Genomic DNA, 6,064 nt, shown 5'->3' with positions numbered 1-6,064 from the left:
CCCGAGGCCGATGAGCCCGAGGCCGATGAGCCCGAGGCCGATGAGCCCGAGGCCGATGAGCCCGAGGCCGATGAGCCCGAGGCCGATGAGCCCGGAGCAGACGAACCCGACGCGGCCAAACCCGACGCGGACGAGGCCAACGCGGGAGAGGCCAACGCCGACGAGCCCGAAACAGACGAGCCTAAAGCAGACAAGCCCGAAGCGGATGAGGAGGAAGACGATCCAGCCCGGCCCGCCGGGGTCGGGTCGGCGTCGCGGACCGCGACGGCGGAGTGAGCAGCCGTCTGCGCCTGGTCGGGGCCGGCCGGCCGTTGGTCGGTGCCCGACGACGCCCGGGCACGGCTCGCTTCCGGCGCAGGGGCGCCGGGCGTGTCGTGTTCGGACTTGTCGGGACCGCTGCGGTGCGCGGACTCCATGCGACCCTCCCCCGATGGCGTGGCTGCCAGAAGCCTTCACCATACGGGCGGAAGGATCACAAACGCCTCAATCAGACATTCCGTGACTAACTCGAAATACTGACTCTCACGTCGCTTCCCGGCATGATCACCCGTCCGTGTCGGCAGCCTTCGAAGCGGCCCCGGCAGCCGCCTTGGAGGCCCCATCGGGGGCCGCCTCGGCACCCGCTTCAGGGGCCGCCTCCGCAGCCGCCCCGGCACCCTCGATCGCCGCCGCCCGCGCCGCGTCCGGGCCCTCGGTGAGCAGCACCTCGAAGCCGGCCTCGTCCAGCACCGGGACCTTCAGGCTCACGGCCTTGTCGTACTTCGAGCCGGGGTTGTCGCCGACCACCACGAAGCCGGTCTTCTTCGACACCGAGCCGCTCACCTTGCCGCCCCGGGACGCCACCGCCTCGGCCGCCGCGTCGCGCGAGTAGCCGGTCAGCGTGCCGGTGACGACGACCGTCACGCCGTCGAGGGGGCGGGGGCCCTCGTCGGTGCGTTCCTCGGCCATGCGGACGCCCGCCGCGCGCCACTTCTCGATGACCTCGCGGTGCCAGTCGACAGTGAACCACTCGCGCAGGCTGTCGGCGATGGTGGGGCCGACGCCGTCCACGCCGGACAGCTCGTCGGCGCCCGCGCCGCCGGTGGCCGCCGTCTCGATGGCGTCCAGGGAGCCGAAGTGACGGGCCAGCGCCTGGGCGGCCGTGGGGCCGACGTGGCGGATGGACAGGGCGACGAGGACGCGCCACAGCGGGCGTTCGCGGGCCTCGACGAGGTTGTCGAGGAGCTTGACGGCGTTGGAGCCCAGCGAGCCGTCCTTGTTGACGAAGAACGGGGACTGCTTGAGCTTGTCGGCGTCGAGCGCGAACAGGTCACCCTCGTCGCGGATGACGTGGGTCTCCAGCAGGGCGCCGGCCGCCTTGTAGCCGAGCACCTCGATGTCGAACGCGCCGCGGCCCGCCAGGTGGAAGACGCGCTCGCGCAGCTGGGCCGGGCAGGTCTGGCTGTTGGGGCAGCGGATGTCGACGTCGCCCTCCTTGGCCGGGCGCAGCGGCGTGCCGCAGGCCGGGCACTCGGCGGGCATGACGAACGGGCGGGCATCGTCGGGGCGCAGGTCGACGACCGGGCCGAGGACCTCGGGGATGACGTCGCCCGCCTTGCGCACCACCACCGTGTCGCCGATGAGGACGCCCTTGCGCTCGACCTCGCGGGCGTTGTGCAGGGTGGCCAGGGCGACCGTGGAGCCGGCGACCTTCACCGGTTCAAGGACAGCGAACGGCGTGACGCGGCCGGTGCGGCCCACGTTCACCTGCACGTCGAGCAGTTTGGTGGTGACCTCCTCCGGCGGGTACTTGTACGCGATCGCCCAGCGCGGGGCGCGGCTCGTGGAGCCGAGCCGGCCCTGGATGGCGACCGGGTCGACCTTCACCACGACGCCGTCGATCTCGTGCTCGACCTCGTGCCGGTGCTCGCCGTAGAAGGCGATGAACTCGTCGACCTCGGCCAGGCTCGACACGACCTTCCAGCGGTCGCTGGTGGGCAGGCCCCAGGCGTGCAGGGCCGCGTACGCCTCGCTCTGGGCCGCCGGCTGGAAGCCGCGGCGGGCGCCGATGCCGTGCACGACCATGCGCAGGCCGCGGGACGCGGTGACGCGCGGATCTTTCTGGCGCAGGCTGCCGGCGGCGGCGTTGCGCGGGTTGGCGAACGGGGCCTTGCCCTGCTCGACGAGCGACGCGTTGAGGTCGGCGAACGCGGACACCGGGAAGTAGATCTCGCCGCGGACCTCGAGCAGTTCGGGGACGTCGTCGCCGGCGAGCCGGTCGGGGATCTCGCGGATGGTGCGCACGTTCGACGTGACGTCCTCGCCGGTGCGGCCGTCGCCGCGGGTGGCGGCGCGGACCAGGCGGCCCTTCTCGTACGTGAGGTTGATGGCCAGGCCGTCGACCTTCAGCTCGCACAGGTACGGCACCGGGCCGCCCGCGTCGCGTTCGGTGCGTTCGGCCCACGCGGCCAGCTCGGCCGGGTCGAAGACGTTGTCGAGCGACATCATGCGCTCGGTGTGATCGACGGGGGTGAACAGCGTGGAGAACGTGCCGCCGACGCGCTGGGTGGGCGACTCGGGGGTGCGCAGCGACGGGTACCGCTGCTCCAGGTCCTCGAGTTCGCGCAGCAGCTTGTCGAACTCGGCGTCGGAGATCGTGGGGGCGTCGAGGACGTAGTACCGGTACTGGTGCTGGAGCAGCTCGTCGGCCAGTTCGGCGTGCCGGGCGCTCGCGTCCGGCGGCGGCTCCTGACCGGCGGCGGCCTCCTGCTCGGCCGTGACCCGCTGCTCCATCGCTTCCTCGGACACCCCTGACCTCCGTCTTCGCACCTACGAAAGCACCGTAGCCGCCGGGTCCGACATCCGCCCCGCGCCACGGCCGACGGGCGCTCAGCGGGGCCGGGTACCGTGACGCGCCGGAGGTGCCGATGAGCGATCAGGCGCTGTGGTTGCTGCTCGCGGCGGGCGTCGCGGCGGTGGCCGTCGCCGTCGTGGTCCGGCGGCGCCGCCCGGGCCGGACCGCGCGGCCGCGGCCCGGGGAGATCTGGTGGGCCGACGTGCCGTACGCCGACGGGACCGGGTCGAAGGTGCGGCCGTGCCTGGTGTTGCGGCGGCGGTGGCGCGGCGCCGTCGTGCTCAAGATCACCAGCCAGGACAAGAGCCGGCGGCGCGACCACCTGCCGATCCCGACGCGCGCCTGGGACCGGCACGCCAAGCGTGACAGCTGGGTCAACCTCGGCGAGCCGGTGATGGTGCGCTGGGGCGCGTTCGAGCGGGCGGCGGGCACGTGCGACAGCGCCCTGTGGCGCCGGGTGACGGCCGCGCCGACCCACCGCTGACGACGCCCCGGGCTACCAGACCAGGCAGAACGGGTGGCCGGCCGGGTCCGCGTACACCCGGAAGCCGGTCTCGGCGTCGCCGCCCTCGCCCGGCAGCCGCCGGGCGCCCAGCGCGAGCACCTTCGGCTCCGCCGCCTCGACGTCGTCGACGTCGATGTCGAGGTGGAACTGCTGCGGGTGGTCGGGGTCCGGCCACTGCGGCGGCTGCAGGTCGGGGGCCTGCTGGAAGGCGAGCCGGGGCAGGCCGTCGCCCTCGACGGTGACCCAGTCGCCGTCGTCGCGGGCGATGCGGCCGCCGAGCACGGCCGCGTAGAAGTTGGCCAGGGCCTGCGGGTCGGGGCAGTCGATGACGGTGCTGTGGAGTCGTCCGATCATCGGCCCAGCCTGCCAACCACCTACGACAATTTTCCTACGACTCGTACAGCCGGCGGGCGGCGTCGCGGCAGGCCGTGAGGGCGGCGCGGGCCTGCGCCGGGGTGGCGCCGGCCAGGCCGCAGGCGGGGGTGACGACGACCTGCTCGGGCAGGCGGCGGGCCGGGAAGCTGAGCTTGCTCCACAGGTCGCGCACCGCGCCGGCCACCGCGGCCGACGTCCGCGGGCCGGTGGCGGGGGCGGCGCCGGCGAACAGGCCGAGGCCCGCGTCGAGGGCCTCGCCGAGCGGGTCGAGGTCGGTGACCAGGGACAGGTCGAGGGCGACGGCGGCGGCGCCCGCGTCGCGGACGACCTGCAGGGGTACGCCGGGCGCGCAGCAGTGCACCACGACGGGGGCCCCGGCGGCGTCGACCACCGCGCGCAGGGCGTCGGCGGCGGCGCTCGCCGCGACAGCGCGGTAGGCGCTGAAGCCGCTCTCGGTCGGCACGTGACCGGCCAGCACGGCGGGCAGCGACGGCTCGTCGAGCTGGAGCAGGACCGTGGCGCGCGGCAGGCGGGAGCGGACGTCGGCCACGTGCAGCCGCAGCCCCTCGGCGAGCGAGGCGGCGAGGTCGCGCACCGCGCCGTGGTCGCGCAGGATGCGGCCGCCGAGCGGCAGGTCGACCGACGCGGCGAGCGTCCACGGGCCGGCGGCCTGCACCTTCACCGTGCCGGCGTAGTCGCCCGCCTGCTCGGTGAGCTGGTCGAGGTCGCGTTCGAGCAGGTCGGCGGTGCGGCGGGCGTCCCGGCCGGCGCGGGCCGCGACCCGCCACTGCCCGGCGTAGAGCTCGACCGGCAGGTCGACGAGGAACCCGGCGCCCCGGCCGATCATGTCGGCTCCCGCGCCGCGAGCGGGCAGCTCGGGCAGGTGCGGCAGGTCGGGCAGCTCGCCCAGGACGATGCGCTGCGCCTCGGCGACGTCGGTGCCGGGCAGCGAGCCGATGCCGGTGGCGGCCGCCGCGGGCCAGGGGAAGTCAGTCAAGGGTGGCCGAGCCGAGCACGATGTCTCCGTCGGGGTCGGGGCGGTAGGCCACGATGGCCTGCCCGGCGGCGACGCCCCGGGCGGGGCGGCGCAGGTCGGCGGCGAGCCGGTCGCCGTCCACCGCGACGACCGCGGGGATGACCTCGCCGTGCGCGCGCATCTGCACGTCGCACTCGATCGGGCCCGCCGGCGGCGGGCCCGCCGTCCACACCGGACGCGACGCGGTGACCGACGACACCGCCAGGTCCTCGCGGGGCCCGACCGTGACCGTGTTCGTCACCGGGGTGATGGACAGCACGTAGCGCGGCTGCCCGTCCGCCGCCGGCACCCGCAGGTCGAGGCCCTTGCGCTGGCCGACCGTGTACGCGTACGCCCCGTCGTGCCGGCCCAGGACGGCGCCGGTGCGGCCGTCGACGATGTCGCCGGGCTGCTCGCCGAGCCGCTCACGCAGGAAGCCGCGGGTGTCGCCGTCGGCGATGAAGCAGATGTCGTGCGAGTCGGGCTTGTCGGCGACGGCCAGGCCGCGCTCCGCGGCCTCCGCGCGGACCTGCGCCTTCGTCGAGTCACCCAGGGGGAAGACCGCGCGGTCGAGCTGCGCGCGGGTCAGCACGGCCAGCACGTACGACTGGTCCTTGGGCAGGTCGACGCTGCGGCGCAGCAGCCCGTCGGCGCCGAGCCGGGCATGATGACCGGTGACGACGGCGTCGAACCCGAGCGCCACCGCCCGGTCCAGCACCGCCGCGAACTTGATCTTCTCGTTGCACCGCAGGCACGGGTTCGGGGTCCGCCCCGCCGCGTACTCGGCGACGAAGTCGTCCACCACGTCGGCGTGGAACTGCTCGGCCATGTCCCACACGTAGAACGGGATGCCGAGCACGTCGGCGGCGCGGCGGGCGTCCCGGGAATCCTCGAGCGTGCAGCAGCCGCGGGCGCCGGTGCGGAACGTCTGCGGGTTGCGCGCCAGCGCCAGGTGCACACCGGTGACGTCGTGGCCGGCGTCGACGGCGCGCGCGGCAGCCACGGCGGAGTCGACCCCACCGGACATCGCAGCCAGCACCCTCACGGTGAGAGCCTATCCGGCCGCCCGCCGGACCGTCGGACGGCCTGAGCCGAGCGGGTGGTCGCGGGTCACGGCCGCGTCGGCCTCGACCGCCGTCCGCGGAGGCGTATTCGTCCGCGGGTGGGGAATCCTCCCCGCATGACTGACGAGCAGCGCGACAGCGCCGACGAGCAGGACGCCCCCGCCGTCGAGCAGGACGCCCCCGTGGCCAGCGACGACGTGCGGGTCGGGCCGGAGACCAGTGACGAGCCCGAGGCCGGTGGCGCGGAGCCCACCGACTAGATCGCCGGTTTG

Annotated in this window: 7 protein-coding genes; 3 read left to right on the top strand and 4 right to left on the bottom strand. The window is 74.7% G+C overall.

Annotated elements, in window-relative coordinates:
• On the top strand, positions 1-276 hold a 276-nt coding region (locus tag Sya03_RS03570; RefSeq protein ID WP_373316096.1), incomplete at its 5' end, for a hypothetical protein.
• Between the two features lie 267 nt (positions 277-543).
• On the opposite strand, the gene ligA is transcribed toward Sya03_RS03570, so the two are convergent.
• On the bottom strand, positions 544-2,772 hold the full coding sequence (gene ligA / locus Sya03_RS03565) for an NAD-dependent DNA ligase LigA (RefSeq protein ID WP_370872185.1): 2,229 nt from the start codon (positions 2,770-2,772) through the stop codon (positions 544-546).
• Between the two features lie 134 nt (positions 2,773-2,906).
• On the opposite strand from ligA, the gene Sya03_RS03560 reads away from it, so the two are divergent.
• Positions 2,907-3,317, top strand: a complete 411-nt coding sequence (locus Sya03_RS03560; RefSeq protein ID WP_203936678.1) for a type II toxin-antitoxin system PemK/MazF family toxin — start codon at positions 2,907-2,909, stop codon at positions 3,315-3,317.
• Positions 3,318-3,329: 12 nt separating this feature from the next.
• Here Sya03_RS03560 and Sya03_RS03555 read toward each other — a convergent pair whose 3' ends face one another.
• Genes Sya03_RS03555 through mnmA form a run of 3 tightly spaced genes read right to left on the bottom strand, consistent with a single transcriptional unit; the run spans position 3,330 to position 5,773 of the window.
• The gene (locus tag Sya03_RS03555; RefSeq protein WP_203936677.1) at positions 3,330-3,692 is read right to left on the bottom strand and encodes a VOC family protein; all 363 of its coding nucleotides are present in this window, start codon (positions 3,690-3,692) and stop codon (positions 3,330-3,332) included.
• Between the two features lie 34 nt (positions 3,693-3,726).
• On the bottom strand, positions 3,727-4,710 hold the full coding sequence (locus Sya03_RS03550; protein ID WP_203936676.1) for a uroporphyrinogen decarboxylase/cobalamine-independent methonine synthase family protein: 984 nt from the start codon (positions 4,708-4,710) through the stop codon (positions 3,727-3,729).
• Positions 4,703-5,773, bottom strand: coding sequence for a tRNA 2-thiouridine(34) synthase MnmA (gene mnmA, locus Sya03_RS03545; RefSeq protein WP_203936675.1), 1,071 nt, complete (start codon positions 5,771-5,773; stop codon positions 4,703-4,705). Before mnmA ends, Sya03_RS03550 begins: the two co-directional genes overlap by 8 nt.
• A gap of 135 nt (positions 5,774-5,908) precedes the next feature.
• Between mnmA and Sya03_RS03540 the strand changes: the two genes are divergently transcribed.
• Entirely contained in the window at positions 5,909-6,052 is a 144-nt protein-coding gene (locus tag Sya03_RS03540; protein ID WP_203936674.1) for a hypothetical protein, read from the top strand.
• The last annotated feature ends 12 nt before the right edge of the window (positions 6,053-6,064 follow it).

Origin of the sequence: Spirilliplanes yamanashiensis, assembly GCF_016863475.1 — a bacterium.
GTDB lineage: Bacteria > Actinomycetota > Actinomycetes > Mycobacteriales > Micromonosporaceae > Spirilliplanes > Spirilliplanes yamanashiensis.
This window is presented reverse-complemented; position numbering and strand designations above follow the sequence as displayed.